The sequence below is a fragment of the Novosphingobium sp. AP12 genome (assembly GCF_000281975.1).
GTDB lineage: Bacteria > Pseudomonadota > Alphaproteobacteria > Sphingomonadales > Sphingomonadaceae > Novosphingobium.
The window spans coordinates 17,905-41,212 of the sequence record NZ_AKKE01000056.1 but is presented as its reverse complement, the minus strand read 5'-3'; the positions used below and the strand labels follow the sequence as shown (position 1 = coordinate 41,212).

At 64.0% G+C, this 23,308-nt stretch carries 31 protein-coding genes; 29 read left to right on the top strand and 2 right to left on the bottom strand.

Annotated elements, in window-relative coordinates; genetic code table 11:
* Positions 1-513, bottom strand: a 513-nt coding sequence (locus PMI02_RS25855; protein WP_007682185.1) for a hypothetical protein, incomplete at its 3' end; no start/stop codon positions are given.
* Between the two features lie 229 nt (positions 514-742).
* Between PMI02_RS25855 and PMI02_RS10060 the strand changes: the two genes are divergently transcribed.
* The 3 genes from PMI02_RS10060 to PMI02_RS10050 all read left to right on the top strand — a co-directional run bounded on the left by PMI02_RS10060 (position 743) and on the right by PMI02_RS10050 (position 5,812).
* Complete coding sequence (locus tag PMI02_RS10060; RefSeq protein WP_007682184.1) at positions 743-1,495, top strand: Crp/Fnr family transcriptional regulator; 753 nt, start codon at positions 743-745, stop codon at positions 1,493-1,495.
* A gap of 168 nt (positions 1,496-1,663) precedes the next feature.
* Complete coding sequence (locus PMI02_RS10055; protein ID WP_007682183.1) at positions 1,664-4,141, top strand: PhoX family phosphatase; 2,478 nt, start codon at positions 1,664-1,666, stop codon at positions 4,139-4,141.
* Positions 4,142-4,381: 240 nt separating this feature from the next.
* Entirely contained in the window at positions 4,382-5,812 is a 1,431-nt protein-coding gene (locus PMI02_RS10050; protein WP_007682181.1) for an SRPBCC family protein, read from the top strand.
* 6 nt (positions 5,813-5,818) lie between these two features.
* On the opposite strand, the gene PMI02_RS10045 is transcribed toward PMI02_RS10050, so the two are convergent.
* Positions 5,819-6,403 (bottom strand): hypothetical protein, encoded by a 585-nt coding sequence (locus PMI02_RS10045; protein ID WP_007682180.1) that lies wholly within the window; start codon positions 6,401-6,403, stop codon positions 5,819-5,821.
* Between the two features lie 402 nt (positions 6,404-6,805).
* On the opposite strand from PMI02_RS10045, the gene PMI02_RS10040 reads away from it, so the two are divergent.
* From PMI02_RS10040 to rpmD, 26 genes are all read left to right on the top strand, one after another.
* Positions 6,806-7,804, top strand: coding sequence for a hypothetical protein (locus tag PMI02_RS10040; RefSeq protein ID WP_007682179.1), 999 nt, complete (start codon positions 6,806-6,808; stop codon positions 7,802-7,804).
* A gap of 601 nt (positions 7,805-8,405) precedes the next feature.
* Positions 8,406-8,777, top strand: coding sequence for a 30S ribosomal protein S12 (gene rpsL / locus PMI02_RS10035; RefSeq protein ID WP_007682177.1), 372 nt, complete (start codon positions 8,406-8,408; stop codon positions 8,775-8,777).
* A gap of 181 nt (positions 8,778-8,958) precedes the next feature.
* A complete protein-coding gene (rpsG, locus tag PMI02_RS10030) occupies positions 8,959-9,429 on the top strand; it encodes a 30S ribosomal protein S7 (protein ID WP_007682175.1) in 471 nt (156 codons plus the stop codon).
* 120 nt (positions 9,430-9,549) lie between these two features.
* Positions 9,550-11,634, top strand: a complete 2,085-nt coding sequence (gene fusA, locus PMI02_RS10025; protein WP_007682174.1) for an elongation factor G — start codon at positions 9,550-9,552, stop codon at positions 11,632-11,634.
* 92 nt (positions 11,635-11,726) lie between these two features.
* Positions 11,727-12,917 (top strand): elongation factor Tu, encoded by a 1,191-nt coding sequence (tuf, locus tag PMI02_RS10020; protein WP_007682173.1) that lies wholly within the window; start codon positions 11,727-11,729, stop codon positions 12,915-12,917.
* Between the two features lie 147 nt (positions 12,918-13,064).
* On the top strand, positions 13,065-13,436 hold the full coding sequence (locus PMI02_RS10015) for a hypothetical protein (protein WP_007682172.1): 372 nt from the start codon (positions 13,065-13,067) through the stop codon (positions 13,434-13,436).
* Between the two features lie 319 nt (positions 13,437-13,755).
* Positions 13,756-14,067: a 30S ribosomal protein S10 gene (rpsJ, locus tag PMI02_RS10010; RefSeq protein WP_007682171.1), complete on the top strand. Its 312-nt coding sequence runs from the start codon at positions 13,756-13,758 to the stop codon at positions 14,065-14,067.
* 353 nt (positions 14,068-14,420) lie between these two features.
* Positions 14,421-15,176, top strand: coding sequence for a 50S ribosomal protein L3 (gene rplC, locus PMI02_RS10005; protein WP_007682170.1), 756 nt, complete (start codon positions 14,421-14,423; stop codon positions 15,174-15,176).
* Between the two features lie 2 nt (positions 15,177-15,178).
* The gene (gene rplD / locus PMI02_RS10000) at positions 15,179-15,805 is read left to right on the top strand and encodes a 50S ribosomal protein L4 (protein ID WP_007682169.1); all 627 of its coding nucleotides are present in this window, start codon (positions 15,179-15,181) and stop codon (positions 15,803-15,805) included.
* Complete coding sequence (locus PMI02_RS09995; RefSeq protein WP_007682168.1) at positions 15,798-16,109, top strand: 50S ribosomal protein L23; 312 nt, start codon at positions 15,798-15,800, stop codon at positions 16,107-16,109. The genes rplD and PMI02_RS09995 overlap by 8 nt, the downstream gene beginning before the upstream one ends.
* Before the next feature lie 4 nt (positions 16,110-16,113).
* Entirely contained in the window at positions 16,114-16,950 is an 837-nt protein-coding gene (gene rplB / locus PMI02_RS09990) for a 50S ribosomal protein L2 (protein ID WP_007682167.1), read from the top strand.
* Positions 16,951-16,956: 6 nt separating this feature from the next.
* Positions 16,957-17,238: a 30S ribosomal protein S19 gene (rpsS, locus tag PMI02_RS09985; RefSeq protein WP_007682166.1), complete on the top strand. Its 282-nt coding sequence runs from the start codon at positions 16,957-16,959 to the stop codon at positions 17,236-17,238.
* The gene (gene rplV, locus PMI02_RS09980; RefSeq protein WP_007682165.1) at positions 17,235-17,612 is read left to right on the top strand and encodes a 50S ribosomal protein L22; all 378 of its coding nucleotides are present in this window, start codon (positions 17,235-17,237) and stop codon (positions 17,610-17,612) included. Before rpsS ends, rplV begins: the two co-directional genes overlap by 4 nt.
* Positions 17,613-17,615: 3 nt before the next feature.
* Positions 17,616-18,311 carry a 30S ribosomal protein S3 gene (gene rpsC, locus PMI02_RS09975; protein ID WP_007682164.1) on the top strand — a complete coding sequence of 232 codons (696 nt, stop codon included), beginning with the start codon at positions 17,616-17,618 and terminating at the stop codon, positions 18,309-18,311.
* A gap of 21 nt (positions 18,312-18,332) precedes the next feature.
* Positions 18,333-18,767: a 50S ribosomal protein L16 gene (gene rplP / locus PMI02_RS09970; protein WP_007682163.1), complete on the top strand. Its 435-nt coding sequence runs from the start codon at positions 18,333-18,335 to the stop codon at positions 18,765-18,767.
* Entirely contained in the window at positions 18,767-18,973 is a 207-nt protein-coding gene (gene rpmC / locus PMI02_RS09965; protein WP_007682162.1) for a 50S ribosomal protein L29, read from the top strand. Before rplP ends, rpmC begins: the two co-directional genes overlap by 1 nt.
* Before the next feature lie 12 nt (positions 18,974-18,985).
* Entirely contained in the window at positions 18,986-19,255 is a 270-nt protein-coding gene (gene rpsQ, locus PMI02_RS09960; RefSeq protein ID WP_007682161.1) for a 30S ribosomal protein S17, read from the top strand.
* Between the two features lie 196 nt (positions 19,256-19,451).
* The gene (gene rplN / locus PMI02_RS09955; protein ID WP_007682160.1) at positions 19,452-19,820 is read left to right on the top strand and encodes a 50S ribosomal protein L14; all 369 of its coding nucleotides are present in this window, start codon (positions 19,452-19,454) and stop codon (positions 19,818-19,820) included.
* Positions 19,820-20,137 carry a 50S ribosomal protein L24 gene (rplX, locus tag PMI02_RS09950; RefSeq protein WP_007682159.1) on the top strand — a complete coding sequence of 106 codons (318 nt, stop codon included), beginning with the start codon at positions 19,820-19,822 and terminating at the stop codon, positions 20,135-20,137. The genes rplN and rplX overlap by 1 nt, the downstream gene beginning before the upstream one ends.
* Positions 20,130-20,711 carry a 50S ribosomal protein L5 gene (gene rplE, locus PMI02_RS09945; RefSeq protein WP_007682158.1) on the top strand — a complete coding sequence of 194 codons (582 nt, stop codon included), beginning with the start codon at positions 20,130-20,132 and terminating at the stop codon, positions 20,709-20,711. The genes rplX and rplE overlap by 8 nt, the downstream gene beginning before the upstream one ends.
* A gap of 26 nt (positions 20,712-20,737) precedes the next feature.
* Positions 20,738-21,043, top strand: a complete 306-nt coding sequence (gene rpsN / locus PMI02_RS09940; RefSeq protein WP_007682157.1) for a 30S ribosomal protein S14 — start codon at positions 20,738-20,740, stop codon at positions 21,041-21,043.
* 10 nt (positions 21,044-21,053) lie between these two features.
* A complete protein-coding gene (gene rpsH, locus PMI02_RS09935; RefSeq protein WP_007682156.1) occupies positions 21,054-21,449 on the top strand; it encodes a 30S ribosomal protein S8 in 396 nt (131 codons plus the stop codon).
* Positions 21,449-21,982: a 50S ribosomal protein L6 gene (gene rplF / locus PMI02_RS09930; RefSeq protein ID WP_007682155.1), complete on the top strand. Its 534-nt coding sequence runs from the start codon at positions 21,449-21,451 to the stop codon at positions 21,980-21,982. Before rpsH ends, rplF begins: the two co-directional genes overlap by 1 nt.
* On the top strand, positions 21,982-22,320 hold the full coding sequence (rplR, locus tag PMI02_RS09925) for a 50S ribosomal protein L18 (RefSeq protein ID WP_007682154.1): 339 nt from the start codon (positions 21,982-21,984) through the stop codon (positions 22,318-22,320). The genes rplF and rplR overlap by 1 nt, the downstream gene beginning before the upstream one ends.
* A gap of 2 nt (positions 22,321-22,322) precedes the next feature.
* Entirely contained in the window at positions 22,323-23,060 is a 738-nt protein-coding gene (gene rpsE, locus PMI02_RS09920; RefSeq protein WP_007682153.1) for a 30S ribosomal protein S5, read from the top strand.
* A gap of 5 nt (positions 23,061-23,065) precedes the next feature.
* The gene (gene rpmD / locus PMI02_RS09915) at positions 23,066-23,242 is read left to right on the top strand and encodes a 50S ribosomal protein L30 (RefSeq protein ID WP_007682138.1); all 177 of its coding nucleotides are present in this window, start codon (positions 23,066-23,068) and stop codon (positions 23,240-23,242) included.
* Positions 23,243-23,308: the final 66 nt, after the last annotated feature.

Below are 23,308 nucleotides of genomic sequence, written 5' to 3'. Positions count from 1 at the left end.
GGCCGCTTCGGCGGCCGCCGGCGTGGCGCGCTGGCCGCGCAGCTGCGGGACCAGCGCCTTCCACGCCTCATGCCCGCGCCCGTCGGTCATGTAGGCGGAGCGGAAGCCCTCGGCCTCGCCCCAATAGCCGCGCTGGCGGATCATCGCGAGCCCGAGGCGCGAGCCGCAGATCACGTAGCCGACCCCGGCCTCGCCGCCGATCGGTGCGATCTGTCTCGGCACCTCCAGCGCGGGCAAGGCGTCGCCGTCGATGCCTAGGGCGGCAAGGTCGGCGGCCAGCATGGCGGGGTAGTCGGGGCAATCCAGCCCCAGCCGCTCCTCGACGAAGGCGCGGAACACCGGGAACAGCGGCGCAAGGCCGATGGCATGCGCGGCGAGGAAACGCACCAGATCGCCGCGCCGGGAAAGGTCCAGCGAACCGAACGAGGCGTCGAGACGCTCGTGCGAAGGCCCGGTCGCGGTGCGCAGAAGGCTCAGAAGGTCAGGTGCGGTGTTTTCGACGTCGGCTTGCATGGTGTCCGCTTAGAGGCCTTTTGCATGTTTTCAAAGCGAGCCGAGTGGAGCGCCTCGCTGGCGGAACCCTTCCCGGGCAGGAATGTTCCTCAGTAACACAAGTCGTCGCATAGCATCGGCGTCTCGCCGCGTCTGTCCACTTTTGATCGCAGGGCGAGGGAACCGTGCAGGTCGCCGGGGGTTTTCGTTCGATCGGTCCGGGGGTGGACCGAGCGCCCGAGGACGATAAATGAGCACAATCCCGCAAACCAGCCCGGTCTCGGCGGCGGCGATCGCGGGTAGCGACCTGCTTTCCGCGCTGCGGAAGGATGACCTTGCGCTGCTGGAACCCAAGCTTGGCGAGTGCCGGTTGAAGTCCGGCGAGATCATCTACAATCCCGGCGAGAACGTCGATTACTGCTATTTCCCGACCGAAGGCGCGATGAGCTCCTACTTCGTCGAGATGGACGACGGCATGGCGGTGGAAACCATCCTGGTCGGCCGCGAGGGCGCCCTCGGCGGCATCGTCAGTCACGGCTCGCTGCCGTCCTATGCCCGCGCCAACGTCCTGCACGAAGGTGTCTTCCTGCGCATCGCCATGCGCGACCTCGAGGCCGCCAAGGACCGCTCCGCGGCGATCGACCACCTGTTCACGCGCTATGCCGACTGCGTGATGGCGCAGGTTTTCCAGTCGATCGCCTGCAATGCCGTCCACACCATCGAGCAGCGCGCCGCCAAGTGGCTGTCGGCCGCCGTCGACCGGATCGGCCGCAACGACGTGACGATGACGCAGGAACAGCTGGCCTCGATGATGGGAATCGGTCGCAGCTACGCCAGCCGCGTGCTCCAGCGCTTCAAGCGCGACGGCATGGTCCGCACCCGCCGGGGCGGCATCGAAGTGCTCGACCGCACGGGGCTCAAGGAGCGCGCCTGCGCCTGCAACGACCAGGTGGAAGGCCACTTCCGCCGCGTCCTGGGCGAGGTCTATCCCCGCGAGGACTGAGCGACAATCCGGCTCCGGCGGCCGATGCGGGCCGCCTGCGACCACCGGTTGCGCGTCGCCGTCGAATAACCGTCAGAATAACGCCATCGATCTGCCATCAAACTTGCGTGTTGTTGTCATGATCCGCCCCTAGCTGTCGCCCTCGCGACCAACAACAGGGGCGACACCATGACCGAGATTACTCCCGCCATCGGCTATACCGACGGCGACGTCGACACCAACGATTCCACCCAGCGCTCGCTCGAGAGCATGGCCGCCGAGCGCTATTCGCGCCGCCAGGCGATGTTCCGGGGCGCCGGCGCCACGACGATGGCCTTCATGGGCACCAGCCTGCTCGCCGCCTGCGGCGACGGCGATGACGACGGCAGCCTGGGCGGCATCACCGTCACGGCGGGCGAGAACGCCGCCACCAGCACCGGCCGCGTGGTCACGCTGACCGGCAACGCCACGGGCACGCTGGGCAGCACCGCCCCGGTCTGGACCCAGATCAGTGGCCCCGCCGTCGAACTCTCGGGCACGAGCGGCACCGTGACCTTCATCGCTCCGGCAGTCGCCGCCGCGACCGACTTCACCTTCACCTACAGCGCCACCTCGGCCTACGGCGAAGCCGCCAGCGCCAGCACCACGGTGCGCGTGTCCCCCGCGGTGCTCGGCTTCGCCGCCGTCGCCCACAGTCTGGCCGACGTCGCCGTGGTGCCCGAAGGCTACCGCGTCACCGTGCTGACCCGCCTGGGCGACCCGATCGCCGCCGGCGTTTCGGCCTATGCCAACAACGGTTCCGACGCCGACTTCGACAAGCGCATCGGCGACCACCACGACGCGCTGCACTTCTTCGGCATGTCGGCCACCGGCACGCCGCAGCCCACCAGCTCGACGCGCGGCCTGATGGTGCAGAACCACGAGAACATCACCCAGACCTACCTCCACCCGAACGGCCCGACCACCACGGGCGGCGCGCGTCCGCTGGCCGAGGCGCTCAAGGAAATCGAGTGCCACGGCGTCTCGATCGTCGAGTATGCCGATGCCGGCAATCGCGCCTGGAGCTACGTCCAGAACAGCAGCTTCAATCGCCGCATCACGCCGAACACGCCGATGGCCTTCTCGGGTCCGGCGGCGGGCTCGCCCTACCTCGTCACCGCGTTCTCGAACGACGGCAAGGCTGGTCGCGGCACCATCAACAACTGCGCCAACGGATATACCGGCTGGAACACCAACCTCACCTGCGAGGAAAACTACGCCGGCTACTTCCGCCGCGACGCTTCGGACGATGCCCTGCGTACGCCGCGCGAACTGGCCTCGCTGAACCGCAACGGCATCACCAGCCGCTCGGGCAGCTACTCGTGGTCGACCGCCTCGAGCACCGACACGCGCTTCACTCGCTGGAACGCGACGATCAGCAGCGCCACGGCGCCTGCCACCGCCGACTTCCGCTACGAGCCCAACCAGTTCGGCTGGGTCGTCGAGATCGATCCGTTCAGCCCCACCTCGACCCCGCGCAAGCGCACCGCGCTGGGCCGCTTCGGCCATGAAGGCGCCTTCGTGCGCATTGCCACCGGCCAGAAGCTGGGCGTCTACATGGGCGACGATTCGCGCGGCGAATACCTCTACAAGTTCGTTTCGACCGCGACCTGGGACCCGGCGGACGCCAATGCCGCCAACCGTCTCGCGGTGGGTGACAAGTACCTCGACGCCGGTATCCTCTACGTCGCCCGCTTCGATGCGGACGGCACCGGCAAGTGGCTGCCGCTCGTCGCCGGCCAGGTGCCGACGCGTCCCGCCAGCGGCACTTATCCCGCCTATACCTTCGCCGACCAGGCCGACATCTGCGTCAACACCCGCTTCGCCGCCGACGCGGTGGGCGCGACGCCGATGGACCGCCCGGAATGGACCGTGGGCAACCCGGTGACCGGCGAAATCTACCTGACGCTCACCAACTCGAACAACGCGTTCCGCCCGGTGACCGGCACCAACGCCGCCAACCCGCGTTCGTACAACGACCCCAAGGGCGCCGCCAAGACCGCCCAGACCGGCAACCCCAACGGCCACATCGTGCGCCTGCGCGAAACCGGCGACACCACCAGCGCGCTGACCTTCAAGTGGGACATCTACCTGTTCGGGGCGGACTCGACCGATGCCGATCCGGTGAACGTCAACGTCTCGGGCCTCACCGTCGCCAACGACTTCTCGAGCCCGGACGGCCTGAACTTCTCGCGTTCGACCAACCCCTCCGGCCAGATCAATCCGCTGCTGTGGATCGAGACCGACGACGGCGCCCTGACCGACCGCACCAACTGCATGCTGCTGGCGGCCATCCCCGGCAAGGTCGGTGACGGCGGCGCGGTGACGATCACCAACACCAACGGCGGCACCGGCACGCAGGCGACGTTCGTGGGCGCCAAGGCGACCGCGGCCAACCTGCGCCGCTTCCTGGTAGGCCCGGTCCAGTGCGAGATCACCGGCATCGACCAGACGCCGGACGGCCGCACCCTGTTCGTGGGCATCCAGCACCCCGGCGAGGACGGCACCGCCGCCGCTCCGAGCAGCCACTGGCCCGACAGCCAGACCGGCACTCCGGCGGCAAGCGTGCGTCCCCGCTCGGCGCTGATCGCGATCACCAAGAACGACGGCGGTATCATCGGCCTTTGAGGCACTGATCCGAAGGGTTCTCCCTCGCGGAGAATGCAGGGGGAGGGGATGCCGGCGGGCGTCTCCTCCCTTTTCGTTTCGGGTGGCGCCCGCCCTGCCGCATCGCCGGGGCGTTGCGCACGGTAGGCTCTGGAAACCGGCGGGGCCTTGGCTTAGTAAACAGTGCTGTTGAATAGTGTTGCCGCCGCGGCCACCGTGTCCCCAGGCGAAGGGACGGGCCGGGCGTCAAGGGAGACGACCATGAACAAGCCGGAATCCTTCGAGCCCAGCCGCCTCACCGCCGCCGACATGGACGCGGAAGTGCTCGCCACCTACCCGACCGAGGCGTTCCTTTCGAAGGACTACCTTGCGGCCGAGAAGACGCACCTGTGGCCAAAGATCTGGCAGATGGTCGAGCGTGAGAGCGACCTGCCCAATCCCGGCGACTGGATGACCTACGACGTCGCCGACGAATCCATCATCATCCTGCGCAAGGACGACGGCACCCTCAAGGCGTTCCACAACGTCTGCCCGCACCGCGGCCGCCAGCTCGTCTCGGTGCCCGACATGCTGCCCGGCAAGGTGCACGACGTGCGCGGCTCCAACCGCCGCAACTTCATTTGCGGCTTCCACGGCTGGACCTTCGACCTCGACGGGCAGAACACCTACATCCTCGATCCGCAGGACTGGCAGAACAAGCTCACGGCGGAGATGACCTGCCTGTCGGGCGTGCAGGTCGATACCTGGGCGGGCTACATCTACGTGACCATGGACCCCGACGCGGTGCCGCTGAAGGAGTGGATGGGCCGCGCCGGAGAGATCCTGTCGCACTTCGAACTCGACAAGATGCACTACAAGTGGCGCCAGTGGGCGATCTACGACTGCAACTGGAAGACCGCGATCGAGGCGTTCCTGGAACCCTACCACGTCGCCGGCACCCACACCCAGCTGCTCGCCTACGGCAACTACTATGCGCTGTCCAAGCAGTACGGGCTGCACTCGGTCTCGAGCTACGACACCCGCGACGACAAGTTCAAGATGAGCGAAAGCTCGGGCACCACCCGCGCCGGCAAGGGCGACGACGCGCGGCTGTCCACTTACGAGCTGATCAAGGAGAACTACGAGACGGTGAACTACTCCGCCTCGACCGAGACGCTGGTGAACGCCGCCAGCCGCCTCGTCGACGAGCTGCCCGAGGGTACCCCGGCGCAGGAGGTCATCGCCCACTGGATGGCGTCGGCCAAGAAGGACGACGCGGCGCGCGGGGTCACCTGGCCCGAGGTCCCGCCCGCCGTCATGGCCGAGGCCGGGCTCGCCTGGGGGCTGTTCCCCAACCAGAACATCCTCCACGGCGTCACTTTCGCGCTGTGCTACCGCGTGCGCCCCTACGGCGACGATCCCAACAAGTGCGTGTTCGAAAGCTACGCGCTCGAGCGCTTCCCGGAAGGGCAGGTGCCGGAGACGGAGTGGACTTACGCCGACCCGGTGGGCGAGCTGTGGGGATCGGTGCTGGCGCAGGACTTCTCGAACATGCAGTTCGTCCAGAAGGGCATGAAGTCGAGCGGGTTCCGAGGGCCGCTGCCCAACCCGCACCAGGAGCAGAAGGTCATCAACCTCCACCGCAACCTCGCCAACTTCATGGGCGGCCGCGGCGCGCCGACGCGGATTCCGTTCGAGGGCTCCAACAGCTGAGGGGGCTCAATAGTCCCCGAGCCCGGGGCGGGCGTGCCAGGCCTCGTGTTCTTCTTGCTCCCGGCACGCCTCCATGTGCAGGCGCAGCTGCTCGAGCTTGGCGGTGATGCTGGCGCGGACTTGGTCGAGCGAAGCGTCGCCCTCGATCTCCGCGCGGATGCGCTCGTAGACCGGCGAGCCCGGCTGCGGATCGGCGCCGCTGTCGGGGCCGTAGCGCTCGGCGCGGCGGGTGCGCAGCAGGAACAGCATGAGCCTGGTGTCGTGGCGCACGTATGTGGTGACGACCTGGCCCAAGCTCACCACCGGGCGTTCCTCGCCCTGGATCGCGCGTTCGAGGGCGCAGTCCTCCAGCCGCATCATGCCCCGGTCGATCGCCATGTCCCACGCGGCCGAGAACCCTTCGGCGCCCTTGCGGTGCCGCAGGTTGTAGAGCGCCTCGAGACTGGCGCCGATGGAGCGCGCCGCCTGCGTCACGATCCCGGTGGCGGCGAGCGCGGCGATGAAGGCGCGCTGGCGCTCGGGCGTGATCGAGTTCCGGCGCGGCATGGCATGGAGATAGGGCGCGAAGCCGAGCAGCGGATCGTCGTCCATGACTGGCTCGTCGAAGAAGGCGGTGCGCGAGGTACGCCGCGAAGGCCGCACCGACAAGGACGACGCGCGAGCCGAAGGCGCCGAAGAGAGGGGTGGGGGCGCTCCTTCATCCCCCCTCCCGCGCGCGGGAGGGGTCGGGGGAGGGCATGTCCCCGGCCCCTCTTCGTCGCCGAGGCCGGGGCGTGCGGGCAGGTTGCGATCCGAAGGCGACATAAGGCAGGTCACTCCGTGCTGGAAGGGACGGTTCCCATGGCGGACCTGCGTATCAAGGGTGGGGGTGTGTAGGAAAATGGTTTGTTGGGTCTAGCTTTACTCGTCCATTCCCAAATGGCGGCCGCAGTGAACTGTGTATTTCTGCGTATAAGTGATTGGCAAGGCGATCAGGCTAGGTACCCTGCACGTATGGAATTCAAAAACCGCAGCCTTAAGATGCTGGCTCAAATGCTGGTCGGCCAAGAAGAACATAATTGGTTTCCATACCGCAAAGGGTATGAAATCACTGAATTTTTTGAAGAGTGCGACATGGAGTTCGTTTTCGACGGCAGCTCTCGCGTCTTGTGGACTCTAGAAACCCTTAAAACCCTGCTCGCTGAACCGCAATCGCATGCAAATCAGCTCCCCGAACGGTTCGCAATCGTGTTGCGGACGCTGATGGACAAGCGGAACGCGGTTACTCCCGACAATGACCGGATTCTTGCGCTGGAGGCGCTGAACGCTACCCTGACGCGCGAAGGCTTTGAGGGATATTATGACGAGGGTGGCATCTTCTACGTTCGCGATATTCAGACAAAAACCATTTCAACGCCGGTTAACCTGTACCGACCGCTTACGCCTATTGAAGTCGAGAAGCGCAACCTACTAATCGCGTATCTGGACAAGTGCTCTGAGGACGAACTTATTGAGGAAGTCCTACTGCCGTTATTCCGACACTGTGGCTACCAGCGGATTACCAGCGTCGGGCACAAGGACAAGTCGCTCGAATACGGCAAGGACGTATGGATGAGGTATAAGCTACCGACCGAGCACGTAATCTATTTCGGCATCCAAGCGAAAAAGGGAAAGCTAGATGCTGCTGGGATGTCAAAAGGTTCGAATGCAAACATATCCGAAATCTACAATCAGGTTCTCATGATGCTCGGTCATGAAGTTTTCGATGCCGACACTAATAAGAAGGCACTTGTAGATCATGCTTTCATTGTCGCTGGCGGAGAGATCACAAAGCAAGCGCGCAACTGGCTGGGCAACGCGCTGGACCATTCGAAGCGAAGCCAGATTATGTTCATGGACCGCGACCACATTCTGAACCTCTACATTGTGCGCGGCCTAGAGCTGCCCCTAGCTGCGCAGCCCCGAAAGAATGACCCTTGGGGAACGGGGTTCGATGATGACATACCGTTCTAAGAGAGGCACTTGGACTGAGCAGCAGATCATTTAGCTGCATCAACTTATCGTGATGCAGCAACACGACGCGATTGGATTTCGCTAGCGCTCGCAAGTTCTGGAACAATGATTGTGCGGCGGGCAACTGGAATGGGTTCACAGCGGTAACCGCTGCTCAATCCTTGACCCACACCCTCCAATCCCCTAAAGGCCCGCATCCCTCGCGGGTCTGCTCGCGGTGGACGACATAGAGCTGAACATTGCCATTCCGGCGGTTTCCTCAAGGTTTGCAGCGGTTTCGCCGTTGCGGGCCGCTCGGGGAAGCGGGTTCCTTCTTCCGATTCGGGAAGGGCCGACGGTTGGCAGAGTAATCCGGTAGCGCCTCGCGCCGGGTGGAGTGTTTTTCGGCTCACGGGCGACCGCAAGGTTGCGCCATAGCTCACTGGGTCCCGGCCTTCGCCGGGATGAGGGGGCGGCGCAGTTCTTCCTGTTCGTTCGTGACCCTCTCACTCTTCCTTTCGCAAGGCATGCCGGCCCGGTCCCAGGCCGGGGTGCGATGGGTCCGCGCCGATTTCGTTTCGGCGCGCATCCATCGCACTCCCAATTTGAAAGAAGAGTATAGATGCCCACTATCAACCAGCTGATCCGCAAGGGTCGCGAACCGCAGAAGGCCAAGTCGAAGGTCCCTGCGATGGAGCAGAACCCCCAGAAGCGCGGCGTCTGCACCCGCGTCTACACGACCACCCCGAAGAAGCCGAACTCGGCTCTCCGCAAGGTCGCCAAGGTTCGCCTGACCAACAGCCGCGAAGTCATTTCGTACATCCCGGGTGAAGGCCACAACCTGCAGGAGCACTCGGTCGTGCTCATCCGCGGCGGCCGCGTCCGCGATCTTCCCGGCGTTCGCTACCACATCCTTCGCGGCGTGCTCGACACGCAGGGCGTCAAGGATCGCAAGCAGAGCCGCTCGAAGTACGGCGCCAAGCGTCCGAAGTGATCGGTCGCAAGCCTCGCGCCCGGCCACCCGTCATCCCAGCGAAGGCTGGGACCGCTGGCAGCCTACCGCGAGCTTGAAGGACTAAACCTGCCGAGCGCCCAGTGAGGCCAGCGGTCCCAGCCTACGCTGGGATGACGGTTGAAGACCTCCGCTACGCTCCGGACCTTTTGGAGTTACAAAAATGTCACGTCGTCGTCGTCCCGAGAAGCGGGAAATCCTGCCCGATCCCAAGTTCGGGGATCTCATCCTGTCCAAGTTCATGAACAACCTCATGTACGACGGCAAGAAGTCGGTCGCAGAGCAGATCGTCTACGGTGCCATGGAAACCATGGAAACCCGCGCCAAGTCGGACCCGGTCCAGCTGTTCCACGATGCCCTGAACAACGTGAAGCCGCAGATCGAAGTGCGTTCGCGCCGCGTCGGCGGTGCGACCTACCAGGTCCCCGTGGAAGTGCGTCCCGAGCGTTCGCAGGCCCTCGCTATCCGCTGGCTGATCGGCGCGGCCCGTAACCGCCCCGAGACCACGATGGCCGCGCGCCTGTCGGGCGAGCTGCTCGACGCCGCCAACAACCGCGGCAACGCGGTCAAGAAGCGCGAAGACACGCACCGCATGGCGGACGCGAACCGCGCCTTCTCGCACTACCGCTGGTAATGTGATCGTGGTGCCCGGACGACCTGCAAGGGTCATCCGGGCGTCACACTTTTATTTCAGGGCGCGCAGGTCTATCTGAAGGCCGCATACGCTCCCGAAACCCTCGCTAAGGATTCTCCCATGGCCCGCAGCCATCCGCTCAACATGTACCGCAACATCGGTATCATGGCGCACATCGACGCCGGCAAGACCACCACGACCGAGCGTATCCTCTACTACACCGGCAAGTCCTACAAGATCGGCGAAGTGCACGACGGCGCTGCGACCATGGACTGGATGGAGCAGGAGCAGGAGCGTGGCATCACGATCACCTCCGCGGCGACCACCTGCTTCTGGACCTCCGAGGGCCAGGAATACCGCATCAACATCATCGACACCCCCGGACACGTCGACTTCACCATCGAAGTCGAGCGTTCGCTGCGCGTGCTCGACGGTGCCGTGGCCTGCTTCGACGGCGTTGCCGGCGTTGAGCCGCAGTCGGAAACCGTGTGGCGCCAGGCCGACAAGTACGGCGTTCCGCGCATGTGCTTCATCAACAAGCTCGACCGCACCGGCGCGAACTTCAAGTACTGCGTGCAGTCGATCATCGACCGCCTCGGTGCGACCCCGGCCGTGCTCTACATTCCGATCGGCCTCGAAGCCGACCTGAAGGGCCTCGTGGATCTCGTCCACAACCGCGCGATCGTCTGGAAGGACGAGTCGCTGGGCGCCGAGTTCTTCTACGAAGAAATCCCGGCCGACCTCGTCGACGAAGCCGCCGAGTACCGCACCAAGCTCATCGAACTCGCCGTCGAGCAGGACGATGACGCGATGGAAGCGTACCTCGAAGGCAACGAGCCCGATGTCGCAACGCTCAAGGCGCTGATCCGCAAGGGTACGCTGGCGCATGCGTTCGTTCCGGTCGTCTGCGGCTCGGCGTTCAAGAACAAGGGCGTCCAGCCCCTGCTCGACGCCGTCGTCGACTACCTGCCTTCGCCGCTCGACATCGAAGACGTCCAGGGCGTCAAGGTTGACAGCGACGAGCCCGACAGCCGTCCGCCCGAAGACAGCGCGCCGTTCTCGGCGCTCGCCTTCAAGGTCATGAACGATCCCTTCGTGGGCTCGCTCACCTTCATCCGCATCTACTCGGGCACGCTGTCGAAGGGCACGTATCTGAACTCGGTGAAGGGCAAGAAGGAGAAGGTCGGCCGCATCCTCGAGATGCACGCCAACGACCGCAAGGACATCGACGAATCGTTCGCAGGCGACATCGTCGCGCTGGCGGGCATGAAGGAAACCACCACGGGCGACACGCTCTGCGCCGAACGCGCACCGATCGTGCTCGAGCGCATGGAGTTCCCCGAGCCCGTGATCGAGCTGTCGGTGGAGCCCAAGACCAAGGCCGACCAGGAGAAGATGGGCATCGCGCTCAACCGTCTCTCGGCCGAGGATCCCTCGTTCCGCGTTTCGACCGACCACGAGTCCGGCCAGACCATCATCAAGGGCATGGGCGAGCTTCACCTCGACATCATCGTCGATCGCATGCGCCGCGAGTTCAAGGTCGAGGCCAACGTCGGTGCGCCGCAGGTGGCTTACCGCGAATACCTCGGCAAGCCGGTCGACGTCGACTACACCCACAAGAAGCAGTCGGGTGGTACGGGTCAGTTCGGCCGCGTGAAGGTCAAGGTCACGCCGGGTGAGCGCGGTTCGGGCATCACCTTCAAGGACGAGATCAAGGGCGGTAACATTCCGAAGGAATATATCCCCGCGATCGAAAAGGGCATGCGCGAAACCGCTGCCTCGGGCTCGCTGGTCGGCTTCCCGATCATCGACTTCGACATCGTCCTCTACGACGGTTCGTACCACGACGTCGACTCGAGCGCCCTGGCGTTCGAAATCGCCGGCCGTGCTGCGATGCGCGAAGTCGCGCAGAAGGCTGGCATCAAGCTGCTCGAGCCGATCATGAAGGTCGAAGTCGTCACCCCTGAGGAGTTCATGGGCGACGTCATCGGCGATCTCAACTCGCGTCGTGGCCAGATCCAAGGCACCGACAGCCGCGGCAATGCCCAGGTCGTCGATGCCAACGTGCCGCTCGCGAACATGTTCGGCTACGTGAACTCGCTGCGCTCCTTCACCCAGGGCCGTGCGAACTACTCGATGCAGTTCTCTCACTACGACGAGGTCCCGGCGAACGTCGCGGCTGAGGTCAAGGAGAAGCTTGCCTGAGGGCAGCAATGGTTCTAGGGGCGGCGCCTGCATCCGCGGGCTCCGCTCCGATACCCGCAGATTCGAAATCAAGACGAAAGAAGGTTTGAAAAATGGCCAAGGCTAAATTTGAGCGGAACAAGCCGCACTGCAACATCGGCACCATCGGTCACGTCGACCACGGCAAGACCACGCTGACCGCCGCGATCACCAAGGTGATGGCTGAAGCGTTCGGTGGTACCGCCGTTGACTTCGCGAACATCGACAAGGCTCCCGAAGAGCGCGAGCGCGGCATCACCATCTCGACCGCACACGTCGAGTACGAGACCGCCGAGCGCCACTACGCGCACGTCGACTGCCCGGGTCACGCTGACTACGTCAAGAACATGATCACCGGTGCCGCCCAGATGGACGGCGCGATCCTCGTCGTGAACGCTGCTGACGGCCCGATGCCGCAGACCCGCGAGCACATCCTGCTTGCCCGCCAGGTCGGCGTGCCGCAGCTCGTCGTGTTCATGAACAAGGTCGACCAGGTCGATGACGCCGAGCTGCTCGAGCTCGTCGAACTCGAAGTTCGCGAACTGCTCTCGTCGTACGACTTCGACGGCGACAACATTCCGATCATCATGGGTTCGGCTCTCGCCGCTCTCGAAGGCCGCGACGACAACATCGGCAAGGAAAAGATCCTTGAGCTGATGGCCGCCGTCGACAGCTACATCCCGCAGCCGCCGCGTCCGACCGACAAGGCGTTCCTGATGCCCGTCGAGGACGTGTTCTCGATCTCGGGCCGTGGTACGGTCGTCACCGGCCGCGTCGAGACCGGCATCGTCAAGGTTGGCGAGGAAGTCGAAGTCGTCGGCATCCGCAACACCCAGAAGACCGTCGTCACCGGCGTCGAAATGTTCCGCAAGCTGCTCGACGAAGGTCGTGCAGGCGACAACATCGGCGCGCTGGTTCGCGGCCTGAAGCGTGAAGACGTGGAGCGCGGCCAGGTTCTCGCCAAGCCGGGCACCGTGACCCCGCACACCGAGTTCGACGCAGAAGTCTACGTTCTGTCGAAGGACGAAGGCGGCCGTCACACGCCGTTCTTCGCCAACTACCGTCCGCAGTTCTACTTCCGCACCACCGACGTGACCGGCGAAGTGATCCTCCCCGAGGGCACCGAGATGGTCATGCCGGGCGACAACGTGACCATCAGCGTCAAGCTGATCGCACCGATCGCCATGGACGATGGCCTGCGCTTCGCAATCCGCGAAGGCGGCCGCACCGTCGGTTCGGGCGTCGTTTCGAAGATTACGAAGTAATTCGCTGATCTGAAGCTACGGCTACAGTGATTGGCCCGGCGCTCTGAAAGGAGCGTCGGGCTTTTCGCGTTTTGGGGATTATACTGCGAAAATGCCGGGTCGCGCTTCCATTGCGGATATCATCGCGGGTGCATGAGGATGGGGGCAATGGCTGACTTTCTGCATTCGCTGCGTTTCAAGAGCAATCAGGCTTGGGGAACCGGCCTGCTTTTGCTTATCTTGTTATTCTTCGTCGTCTCAATTGGCTTTGGCGTCTTTCACTACGTCGGCGATGTAGCCGAAAGCCGGAAGGCAATTCCGGTGATAGCCACAATTACCGATTTGAAGGTCGGTGGCAGCAAGTATCGTCCGGGATTGATTGGTGTTGTCTATGCCCAGGATGCTGCAGGCTTGATCGGTTTCAAATCGGTCTATCCCCATGAAATTGCCGGCTGCGAAATCGGCGACAAGATCAGGGCGAAGCGATCGGGGATCGCACTTGCTCTTGTTTCTTCGCCCTGCCCAATAAACATGAACTGAGCACCGGCAGGCGCAGTCCGATCTTCCGGAGGCTCGCCCGTGGCCTGCAGTTTATTTCAGGCCCGCTAATGCGTTAGATCGGGATCATTGGCGGCAAATCGAACGAGGGTGTACCTGCACGGCGCTCTACGGTTCAACAGGCTATCGCTCACGGACCAAACCAAGAAGGCCTCGCGGCGAAGGGCCGGGCGCTGGCCTGACCAGCTGCCCCGCAGATTCCCACAAAGTATCGCTTGCCCGACTCGCCCTTGCCGTGTAGGGGCGCGTCTCGAATTTAACGGGACTTCGGTCCTTTGGCTCTTTCTCATCGGTGTAGGTAATGGAAGCTCAGAACATCCGCATTCGCCTCAAGGCGTTTGACCATCGCGTTCTCGACCAGGCAACTGGCGAAATCGCTGATACGGCCCGCCGCACCGGCGCGCTGATCCGGGGCCCCATTCCTCTGCCGACGCAGATCGAGAAGTTCACGGTCAACCGCGGCCCGCACGTCGACAAGAAGTCGCGCGAGCAGTTCGAGGTCCGCACCTACAAGCGTCTCCTCGACATCGTGCAGCCCAACGCTGCCACTGTCGACGCGCTGATGAAGCTGGACCTCGCGGCCGGCGTGAACGTCGAAATCAAGCTGGCCTGAGCCGGCTGACGGGGTAACCCTCAGGGGTTGCCCCGATAAGTCCTTTCCGATCGGACTTTAAACGATCGAGGCAAAATTCGAACCTCCGGGTTCAAATTACCTTGTCGGTCCACTGGGCCGGCTTCGCGGGGAGAAACCCGCTTAGACAGCGCCCCGGAGGGAAACCGAAGGGGACACAAGGGATACCTCCGCTGCTTTCCTCGGAAAGTATCGGGAATGCGTCCCCCGTCTCGCTTCCGCTGCCCATACAGGGTTCGCAGGGAGCACCTGACCCGGACGGGGTTCGTATCACAAATAGGGTTGGACACGCGCACGGGGGATGGTCCTGCGTGCGCCTCTGTAAGGAGAAGGTCATGCGTACCGGCGTGATCGCCAAGAAAGTCGGGATGACCCGCCTGTTCCAGGAGGATGGCCGCCATGTGCCCGTCACCGTCCTGGCCCTGGAAGGCTGCCAGGTGGTTTCGGTCCGCACCTCTGATCGTGACGGTTACGTCGCGGTTCAGCTCGGTGCTGGTGAAGCCAAGCAGAAGAACGTCGCCAAGCCGCAGCGCGAGCATTTTGCCAAGGCTGAAGTTTCCCTCAAGATGCGCGTCGCGGAATTCCGCGTCGCCGACGACGCCCTCCTCGAGGTCGGCTCGACGATCGCAGCCTCGCACTTCGTGCCCGGCCAGCTCGTCGACGTAGGCGGCCACACGCAGGGCAAAGGCTTCCAGGGCGCCATGAAGCGCTGGGGCTTCGGAGGCATGCGCGCCACCCACGGTGTCTCGATCTCGCACCGTGCACACGGTTCGACCGGTCAGCGCCAGGATCCGGGCAAGGTCTTCAAGAACAAGAAGATGGCCGGCCACATGGGCGACCGCCAGCGCACGCAGCAGAACCTCGAAGTCGTCCGCGTCGACGACGAGCGCGGCCTGATCTTCGTCAAGGGCTCGGTCCCGGGTTCGAAGAACGCCTGGCTCACCGTTTCGGACGCCGTCAAGGTCGACCGTCACGCCGAGGCTCCGTACCCCGCCGGCCTCAAGTCGGCTGCCAACACCAACGACACGGCCGCTGCCGAGACCCCCGCTGACGTGGCGGCTCCCGAAGCGACCGAAGGCCAGGAGGGCTAATCATGAAGGTTCAAGTCCTCAATATCGACGGTTCGGCCGCCAACGCCGACATCGAGCTTTCGGACGACGTGTTCGGCATCGAGCCGCGCGCTGACATCCTGCACCGCGTCGTCACCTGGCAGCTCGAGAATCGTCGCGGCACCGCCCGCGCCACTCGCGAGCGTTCGGAAGTCGCACGCACCGGCAAGAAGTTCGGCCGCCAGAAGGGTGGCGGCACCGCCCGTCACGGCGATCGCGCAGCTCCCGTGTTCATCGGTGGTGGTAAGGCTCACGGTGCTCGTCGCCGCGACTTCAACCCCTCGCTGAACAAGAAGATCCGCGCTCTCGGTCTGAAGATGGCTCTCTCGGCCAAGGCCCTGAACGGCCTGGTCATCGTCGACTCGCTCGACGTTGCCGACGCCAAGACCAAGGTGCTTGCCGGCGAACTCGCGAAGGCGAACTTCGGCAAGAAGGTTCTCGTCATGGACGGTGAGCAGGTCAACGAGGGCTTCGCCCTGGCTGCCCGCAACATCATCGGCGTGAACGTTCTCCCGGCTGTCGGCGCCAACGTCTACGACATCCTGAAGCATGATACGCTGGTGCTGACCCGCGCCGCTGTCGAAAAGCTGGAGGCCCGTTTCAATGGCTAAGAGCAACGTGGACATCCGTCACTTCGACGTGATCCTCTCGCCGCACATCACCGAGAAGTCGACCCTGCTCTCCGAGCATAACGCGGTCGTCTTCAAGGTGGCCGATGCGGCGACCAAGCCCCAGATCAAGGCTGCCGTCGAGGCGCTGTTCGATGTCAAGGTAACTGGCGTCAACACCCTGGTCACCAAGGGCAAGACCAAGCGCTGGCGCGGTAGGGAATACCGCCGCAGCGACGTGAAGAAGGCGATCGTCACGCTGGCCGAAGGCCAGTCGATTGACGTCACCGAAGGCGTGCGGGGCTAATCCGATGGCACTGAAGAAATATAACCCGACCAGCCCGGCACGCCGTGGCCTGGTCCTCGTCGACAAGTCGTCGCTCTGGAAGGGCAAGCCCCTCAAGGCGCTGACCGAAGGCAAGAGCAAGACCGGCGGCCGCAACAACAAGGGTCACGTGACCTCGCGCGGTATCGCCGGCGGTCACAAGCAGAAGTACCGCTTCATCGACTTCAAGCGTCGCAAGTGGGACATGGAAGCGACCGTGGAGCGGATCGAGTACGATCCCAACCGCACCGCCTTCATCGCCCTGGTGAAGTACACGGACGGCGAGCAGACCTACATCATCGCGCCGCAGCGCCTCGCAGTCGGCGACGTCGTCGTCGCCGGTGAGAAGACCGACGTGAAGCCGGGCAACGCCATGCTTCTGTCGCAGATGCCGGTCGGCACGATCTGCCACAACGTCGAGATGAAGCCCGGCAAGGGCGGCCAGATCGCCCGTTCGGCAGGCACCTATGTGCAGGTCGTCGGTCGTGACCGCGGTATGGTCATCGTTCGCCTGAACTCGGGCGAGCAGCGTTACCTGCGCGGCGATTGCATGGGCACCGTGGGCGCCGTGTCGAACCCCGACAACGGCAACCAGACCCTCGCAAAGGCCGGCCGCAAGCGCTGGCTGGGCCGTCGTCCGCTGACCCGCGGCGTCGCCAAGAACCCGGTCGACCACCCGCACGGTGGTGGTGAAGGCCGTACCTCGGGCGGCCGTCACCCGGTCACCCCGTGGGGCAAGCCGACCAAGGGTGCCCGCACCCGCAACAACAAGCAGACGGACAAGCTCATCATCCGTTCGCGTCACGCCAAGAAGAAGAGGTAAGTCACGATGGCACGTTCCGTCTGGAAAGGCCCCTTCGTCGACCTCTACCTTCTCAAGAAGGCTGAAGTTGCGCAGGATGCCGGCAACCGTGGTGGCCCGATCAAGACCTGGTCGCGTCGTTCCACCATTCTCCCGCAGTTCGTTGGTCTGACCTTCACGGTCTACAACGGGCACAAGTTCATCCCGGTCTCGGTCAACGAGGACATGGTCGGTCACAAGCTGGGTGAGTTCGCTCCCACCCGCACGTTCCCGGGCCACGCCGCCGACAAGAAGGGTAAGCGCAAGTGAGCAAGCAAGCAGCACCCCGCCGCGTTGGTGACAAGGAAGCTCTTGCGGTCAACACGAACATTCGTGGTTCGGCCCAGAAGCTCAACCTGGTCGCTGCCCTGATCCGCGGCCGTCCGGTCGAAGACGCGATGAACATCCTCGCGTTCTCGACCAAGGCGATGGCAGTGGACGCCCGCAAGGTGCTCGCCTCGGCGATCGCCAACGCGGAGAACAACCACAACCTCGACGTCGACGCTCTCGTCGTCGCCGAGGCGTCGGTCGGCAAGTCGATCACCATGAAGCGTTTCCACGCTCGTGGTCGCGGCAAGTCCACCCGCATCCTCAAGCCGTTTTCGCGCCTGCGGATCGTCGTTCGCGAAGTCGAGGAGGCCTGATCCATGGGTCATAAGAGCAATCCGATCGGTCTGCGCCTGCAGATCAACCGTACCTGGGACAGCCGCTGGTATGCGGAAGGCCGGGACTACGGCAAGCTGCTTGAGGAAGACCTCAAGATCCGCAAGTCGATCATGACGACGCTGCCGCAGGCCGCGATCTCCAAGGTCGTCATCGAGCGTCCGGCCAAGCTGTGCCGCATCTCGATCTACGCAGCCCGTCCCGGTGTCATCATCGGCAAGAAGGGTGCGGACATCGAGAAGCTGCGCAAGCAGCTTGCCGCGATGACCTCGAGCGAAGTGAAGCTGAACATCGTCGAAATCCGCAAGCCGGAAGTCGACGCCAGGCTGATCGCTCAGGGCATCGCCGACCAGCTGGTTCGCCGCGTGGCCTTCCGCCGTGCGATGAAGCGCGCGATGCAGTCCGCCATCCGTCTGGGTGCCGAAGGCATCAAGATCATGTGCGGCGGCCGTCTCGGCGGCGCTGAGATCGCCCGTGTCGAGCAGTACCGCGAAGGTCGCGTGCCGCTTCACACGCTGCGTGCCAACATCGACTATGCCGACGTCGAGGCGCTGACCGCCTACGGCATCATCGGCATCAAGGTGTGGGTCTTCAAGGGCGAGATCCTTGGTCACGACCCGATGGCGCAGGACCGGTTGATGATGGAAGCTCAGACTTCCGGCGTCCGCCCGGCCCGCTGATCCTAGGATAGAGTTAGCACCATGCTGCAACCGAAAAAGCACAAGTTCCGCAAGGCCTTCAAGGGCCGGATCAAGGGCGACGCCAAGGGTGGCACCGACCTGAACTTCGGTTCCTACGGCCTCAAGGCCATGGAGCCCGAGCGGATCACCGCCCGCCAGATCGAGGCGGCTCGCCGCGCGATCACGCGTCACATCAAGCGCCAGGGCCGTCTCTGGATCCGCATCTTCCCGGACGTTCCCGTCTCGAAGAAGCCCGCCGAAGTCCGCCAGGGCAAGGGCAAGGGCGCGGTCGAATACTGGGCAGCCCGCGTCAAGCCGGGTCGCATCCTGTTCGAGCTCGACGGCGTTGCCGGCCCGCTCGCTGCTGAAGCCTTCAGCCGCGCTGCGATGAAGCTGCCGATCAAGACCAAGGTCGTCGCCCGTCTTGGCGACACCTCGCATCTGGGAGGCGAATGATGGCCGCCAAGACCGAAGACTTCCGCGCCAAGACGGACGACCAGCTGACCGCTGACCTCGTCGACCTCAAGCGCGAGCAGTTCAACCTGCGTTTCCAGGCCGCCACGAGCCAGCTCGAGCGCCCGGCACGCATCAAGGAAGTCCGTCGCGACATCGCCCGTATCAAGACGCTCCAGGCTGAGCGCTCTGGTTCGGCGAAGGCGTAAGGAGAAGCAACGATGCCCAAGCGTATTCTTAGCGGGACCGTCGTCTCCGACAAGACGGACAAGACCGTGACCGTGCTCGTCGAGCGCAAGGTGAAGCACCCCCTCTACGGGAAGATCATCCGCCGCTCGAAGAAGTACCACGCCCACGACGAGGACAACGCCTTCAAGACCGGCGAAAAGGTACGGATCGAGGAGACGGCGCCCTACTCGAAGACCAAGACCTGGAAGGTTCTTGACCGTCTTCAGGCGAGCAAGGGTACGGCCTTCGAAGCCGAGGTCTGAGACCTCGGTGACGGGATCGAAGCCGGGGGCCTTGGCTCCCGGCTTTGGCCGTAGCTGACGAGAGTTGACCTGGACGGGTGAATGCGGCAAAGGGCCGCCTTCGCCGGTCACCGGCGACTCGGGCCTCTTCGGGGGCCTGTATTTTTAGGAACTGCCGGACTGGTTCCGGCAAGCCAGTTGAGAAGGACCCGGATCGATGATCCAGATGCAATCCAATCTCGACGTCGCGGACAACAGCGGCGCAAAGCGCGTCCAGTGCATCAAGGTACTGGGTGGCTCCAAGCGTCGTTTCGCAGGCGTCGGCGACATCATCGTGGTGTCGATCAAGGAAGCGCAGCCCCGTGCACGCGTGAAGAAGGGCGACGTTCACCGCGCCGTCATCGTGCGCACCCGCAAGGACGTGCGCCGCGCCGACGGCAGCGTCATCCGTTTCGACGGTAACGCAGCCGTGCTGATCAACAAGAACGAGGAGCCGATCGGCACCCGTATCTTCGGCCCCGTGGTGCGCGAACTGCGCGGCCGCGGCTTCATGAAGATCATCTCGCTCGCGCCGGAGGTCCTCTAATGGGTGCCGCTAAGATCAAGAAGGGCGACTCGGTCGTCGTTCTCTCGGGCAAGGACAAGGGCCGCACCGGCACGGTGCTCCAGGTCCAGCCCAAGGACGGCAAGATCGTGGTCGAGGGCGTGAACGTCGCGACCCGTCACCGCAAGCCCACCCAGCAGAACCCGCAGGGCGGCATCGAGCGCACTCCTGCGCCGATGGCGATCAGCAAGGTCGCTGTTGCGGACAAGGACGGCAAGCCGACCCGCGTTCGCTTTGAAACCAAGGACGGCAAGAAGGTCCGCGTGGCCGTGAAGTCCGGGGAGACGATCGATGGCTGAGCAGTACATTCCGCGCCTGCGGACCAAGTTCGACGCTGAAATCGCGAAGGCTATGACCGAGAAGTTCGGTTACAAGAACGTGATGGAAATCCCGAAGATCGAGAAGATCACGCTCAACATGGGCGTCGGCGAGGCGAGCCAGGACAAGAAGAAGGTCCAGACCGCCGCTGCCGAGATGGAACTCATCGCCGGCCAGAAGCCCGTCGTGACCAAGGCCCGCAAGTCGATCGCGCAGTTCAAGCTGCGTGAAGGCATGCCGATCGGCTGCAAGGTGACGCTCCGCCGCGAGCGCATGTACGAGTTCCTGGATCGTCTCGTCACGATCGCGATGCCCCGCATCCGCGACTTCCGTGGCCTGAACCCGAAGTCGTTCGACGGTCGCGGTAACTACGCGATGGGTCTCAAGGAGCAGATCATCTTCCCGGAGATCAGCTACGACAAGATCGACAAGGTGCGTGGCATGGACATCATCGTCACCACCACCGCGAAGACCGACGACGAAGCGCGCGAGCTGCTGCGTCTGTTCGGTTTCCCGTTCCCGGCTGAAGAGTCGGAACAGAAGGAGGCGGCGTGAGCCGCTGAAGAAGAGAGCTTAAGTCCATGGCGAAACTGAGTTCCGTGAACAAGAATGAGCGTCGCAAGAAGCTCGTCAAGAAGTATGCCGGTCAGTATGCCCGCCTCAAGGCGGTGGCTGACGATCAGTCGCTCGAAGAAACCGAGCGCCTCATCGCCCGCCTGAAGCTGGCCGAAATCCCGCGCAACGCCAACCCCACCCGGGTTCGCAACCGTTGCGCGACGACCGGTCGTCCGCGCGGCTACTACCGCAAGTTCGGCCTGTGCCGCATCGAGCTGCGCGATCTCGCCAACAAGGGGATGATCCCCGGCGTGACCAAGTCGAGCTGGTAAGGGTTAGAAAATGGCATTGACCGATCCCCTGGGTGACATGCTCACCCGCATCCGCAACGGCCAGCAGGCGAAGAAGGACACCGTCCTCTCGCCGGCCTCGAAGCTGCGTGCGCGCGTCCTGGAAGTGCTTCAGCGCGAGGGCTACATCCGTGGCTTCTCCGACGACGCGACCGGCGCTCACCCGCAGCTTCGCATCGAGCTGAAGTACTTCGAGGGCGAACCCGCCATCAAGCACATCGCTCGCGTCTCCAAGCCGGGCCGCCGCGTCTACTCGGGTTCCAAGGAACTTCCGATCGTGCGCAACGGCCTTGGCATCACCATCGTCTCGACGCCCCGCGGCGTGCTCTCGGATGCCGAAGCACGCACGGCCAACGTCGGTGGCGAAGTGCTTGCGGAGGTCTTCTGATGAGCCGCATCGGTAAAAAGCCGGTCGCGATCCCGGGCGGTGTCACCGCCCAGATCGACAACGGCGTCCTCTCGGTAAAGGGCCCCAAGGGCACCCTGACCATGGGTCTCTCGAACCTCGTCACGACTTCGGTCGAGGGTGAGACCATCGCGGTCCAGCCCATCGGCAACTCGAAGACGTCGCGCAGCCACTGGGGCCTTCAGCGCACCCTGGTTTCGAACCTGATTGAAGGCGTCGTGAACGGCTTCACCAAGGTCCTCGAGATCAAGGGCGTCGGCTACCGTGCCGCTTCGCAGGGCAAGACCTTGAAGCTGCAGCTGGGCTACTCGCACGACGTCGACATCGACGTGCCGGAAGGCATCGAAGTGAAGACCCCGGACAACACCACGGTCGAGATCTCCGGCATCGACAAGCAGAAGGTCGGCCAGCTTGCGGCCGAGATTCGTCGCTGGCGCAAGCCCGAGCCCTACAAGGGCAAGGGTATCCGCTATCGCGGCGAGTTCGTCTTCCGCAAGGAAGGGAAGAAGAAGTAATGGCAAAGCTGTCTCTCTTCGCGCGCCGTGCGCGCCGCGTTCGTACCGCCCTCAAGGCGCGTTCGGGCGGTCGTCCCCGCCTTTCGGTGCATCGCACCGGTCGCCACATCTACGCGCAGATCATCGACGATGCGCAGGGCCACACTGTCGCCGCAGCCAATACGCTCGGCGCCAAGGGCACTGACATCGACGCCGCTGTCCGCGTGGGCAAGGAACTCGCCGAGGCAGCCGTGAAGGCTGGCGTTACCTCGGTCGTGTTCGACCGCGGTGGCTTCCTGTACCACGGTCGCGTCAAGGCGCTGGCCGATGCCGCCCGCGAAGGCGGGCTGGAGTTCTGATCATGGCAGACGAAAACAACAACGAACAGCCGATCGCGGCTGAAGCGCCCCAGGGCGCAGCGCCGGAAGCCCGCGAGGGTGGCCGTGGTCGTGGTGGTCGTGGCCGTGGTGGCAACGATCGCGGCGGCAACGACCGTGGTGGCAACCGTGGCGGTCGTCGCGACGACAACCGTCGTGGCGGTCCGCGTAGCGACGAAGATCAGGGCGAAGAACTGATCGAGAAGCTGGTCCACATCAACCGCGTCTCCAAGACCGTCAAGGGCGGCAAGCGCTTCGGTTTCGCAGCGCTGGTCGTCGTCGGTGACGGCAAGGGCCGCGTGGGCTTCGGTCACTCGAAGGCTCGCGAAGTTCCTGAAGCGATCACCAAGGCGACCGCTTCGGCCAAGAAGAAGATGATCCGCGTCGCTCTGAAGGAGGGTCGTACCCTCCATCACGACGGCAAGGGCCACTTCGGCGCCGGCAAGGTGAACGTGCGTACGGCTCCGGCCGGTACGGGCATCATCGCCGGTGGTCCGATGCGCGCCGTGTTCGAGAGCCTGGGCGTCCATGACGTCGTCACCAAGTCGGTGGGCACCTCGAACCCGTACAACATGATCCGCGCCACCTTCGACGCGCTGACCAACCAGACTTCGCCGAAGTCGGTTGCCCAGCGTCGTGGCAAGAAGATCGCGGACCTGCTCGGCCGTGGTGGAGCTTCCGAAGTGGAGGCCGAGGCCGCCGCTGAAGCCATCGTGGAGTAAGCGACATGGCCAAGATCAAGATCAAGCAGATCGGTTCGCCGATCCGTCGCCCCGAAAGCCAGAAGAAGATCCTCATCGGTCTCGGCCTCGGCAAGATGCACCGCGTGGTGGAGCGTGAAGACACTCCCGAAGTGCTCGGTGCGATCGCCAAGCTGCCGCACATGGTGAAGATCGTCGACTGAACCTTCGGGTCCAAGCGATGATTACAGAAAGGGCCTCGGCGGAAACGCCGGGGCCTTTTCCGCGTC

Bases quoted from the DNA above. Each gene is read 5' to 3' on its own strand.
- PMI02_RS10060 (WP_007682184.1), top strand. From the start codon at position 743: ATGAGCACAATCCCGCAAACCAGCCCGGTCTCGGCGGCGGCGATCGCG.
- PMI02_RS10055 (WP_007682183.1), top strand. From the start codon at position 1,664: ATGACCGAGATTACTCCCGCCATCGGCTATACCGACGGCGACGTCGAC.
- PMI02_RS10050 (WP_007682181.1), top strand. From the start codon at position 4,382: ATGAACAAGCCGGAATCCTTCGAGCCCAGCCGCCTCACCGCCGCCGAC.
- PMI02_RS10045 (WP_007682180.1), bottom strand. From the start codon at position 6,403: ATGGACGACGATCCGCTGCTCGGCTTCGCGCCCTATCTCCATGCCATG.
- PMI02_RS10040 (WP_007682179.1), top strand. From the start codon at position 6,806: ATGGAATTCAAAAACCGCAGCCTTAAGATGCTGGCTCAAATGCTGGTC.
- rpsL (WP_007682177.1), top strand. From the start codon at position 8,406: ATGCCCACTATCAACCAGCTGATCCGCAAGGGTCGCGAACCGCAGAAG.
- rpsG (WP_007682175.1), top strand. From the start codon at position 8,959: ATGTCACGTCGTCGTCGTCCCGAGAAGCGGGAAATCCTGCCCGATCCC.
- fusA (WP_007682174.1), top strand. From the start codon at position 9,550: ATGGCCCGCAGCCATCCGCTCAACATGTACCGCAACATCGGTATCATG.
- tuf (WP_007682173.1), top strand. From the start codon at position 11,727: ATGGCCAAGGCTAAATTTGAGCGGAACAAGCCGCACTGCAACATCGGC.
- PMI02_RS10015 (WP_007682172.1), top strand. From the start codon at position 13,065: ATGGCTGACTTTCTGCATTCGCTGCGTTTCAAGAGCAATCAGGCTTGG.
- rpsJ (WP_007682171.1), top strand. From the start codon at position 13,756: ATGGAAGCTCAGAACATCCGCATTCGCCTCAAGGCGTTTGACCATCGC.
- rplC (WP_007682170.1), top strand. From the start codon at position 14,421: ATGCGTACCGGCGTGATCGCCAAGAAAGTCGGGATGACCCGCCTGTTC.
- rplD (WP_007682169.1), top strand. From the start codon at position 15,179: ATGAAGGTTCAAGTCCTCAATATCGACGGTTCGGCCGCCAACGCCGAC.
- PMI02_RS09995 (WP_007682168.1), top strand. From the start codon at position 15,798: ATGGCTAAGAGCAACGTGGACATCCGTCACTTCGACGTGATCCTCTCG.
- rplB (WP_007682167.1), top strand. From the start codon at position 16,114: ATGGCACTGAAGAAATATAACCCGACCAGCCCGGCACGCCGTGGCCTG.
- rpsS (WP_007682166.1), top strand. From the start codon at position 16,957: ATGGCACGTTCCGTCTGGAAAGGCCCCTTCGTCGACCTCTACCTTCTC.
- rpsC (WP_007682164.1), top strand. From the start codon at position 17,616: ATGGGTCATAAGAGCAATCCGATCGGTCTGCGCCTGCAGATCAACCGT.
- rplP (WP_007682163.1), top strand. From the start codon at position 18,333: ATGCTGCAACCGAAAAAGCACAAGTTCCGCAAGGCCTTCAAGGGCCGG.
- rpmC (WP_007682162.1), top strand. From the start codon at position 18,767: ATGGCCGCCAAGACCGAAGACTTCCGCGCCAAGACGGACGACCAGCTG.
- rpsQ (WP_007682161.1), top strand. From the start codon at position 18,986: ATGCCCAAGCGTATTCTTAGCGGGACCGTCGTCTCCGACAAGACGGAC.
- rplN (WP_007682160.1), top strand. From the start codon at position 19,452: ATGATCCAGATGCAATCCAATCTCGACGTCGCGGACAACAGCGGCGCA.
- rplX (WP_007682159.1), top strand. From the start codon at position 19,820: ATGGGTGCCGCTAAGATCAAGAAGGGCGACTCGGTCGTCGTTCTCTCG.
- rplE (WP_007682158.1), top strand. From the start codon at position 20,130: ATGGCTGAGCAGTACATTCCGCGCCTGCGGACCAAGTTCGACGCTGAA.
- rpsN (WP_007682157.1), top strand. From the start codon at position 20,738: ATGGCGAAACTGAGTTCCGTGAACAAGAATGAGCGTCGCAAGAAGCTC.
- rpsH (WP_007682156.1), top strand. From the start codon at position 21,054: ATGGCATTGACCGATCCCCTGGGTGACATGCTCACCCGCATCCGCAAC.
- rplF (WP_007682155.1), top strand. From the start codon at position 21,449: ATGAGCCGCATCGGTAAAAAGCCGGTCGCGATCCCGGGCGGTGTCACC.
- rplR (WP_007682154.1), top strand. From the start codon at position 21,982: ATGGCAAAGCTGTCTCTCTTCGCGCGCCGTGCGCGCCGCGTTCGTACC.
- rpsE (WP_007682153.1), top strand. From the start codon at position 22,323: ATGGCAGACGAAAACAACAACGAACAGCCGATCGCGGCTGAAGCGCCC.
- rpmD (WP_007682138.1), top strand. From the start codon at position 23,066: ATGGCCAAGATCAAGATCAAGCAGATCGGTTCGCCGATCCGTCGCCCC.